The sequence below is a fragment of the Paraburkholderia sp. SIMBA_053 genome (assembly GCF_046534895.1).
GTDB lineage: Bacteria > Pseudomonadota > Gammaproteobacteria > Burkholderiales > Burkholderiaceae > Paraburkholderia > Paraburkholderia caledonica.
The window spans coordinates 1-257 of the sequence record NZ_JAWRXU010001074.1 but is presented as its reverse complement, the minus strand read 5'-3'; the positions used below and the strand labels follow the sequence as shown (position 1 = coordinate 257).

At 71.2% G+C, this 257-nt stretch carries 1 protein-coding gene; it reads left to right on the top strand.

Annotation, left to right across the window (positions count from 1 at the left end; all coding sequences use genetic code 11):
- Positions 1-257, top strand: a 257-nt coding sequence (locus SB753_RS38935) for an FUSC family protein (protein WP_410805400.1), incomplete at both ends; no start/stop codon positions are given.

The following is a 257-nucleotide window of genomic DNA, read 5'->3' as shown; positions in this document are numbered from 1 at the left end:
CTGCGCAACCGGCTGCTCGCCGATCTGCGCCGCCAGGTCGTGCTCGCGAGCCGCGCGCACCTGAGCCGCGTGCGCTCGCACTTCGAGAGCGGCGCGCGCGACCTGATGTTCCAGATCAACGCGCTCGCGCAGAACGACCCGGCGGCGCGGCGTGACACGTTGCGCTGGCTGTTCTCGGTGCTCGAAATCGGCAACGCGGTGATCGATCTGCGCCGCGAAGTGGCCGCGCTGCCGGCCGATGCGCGCTACGCGAAAGC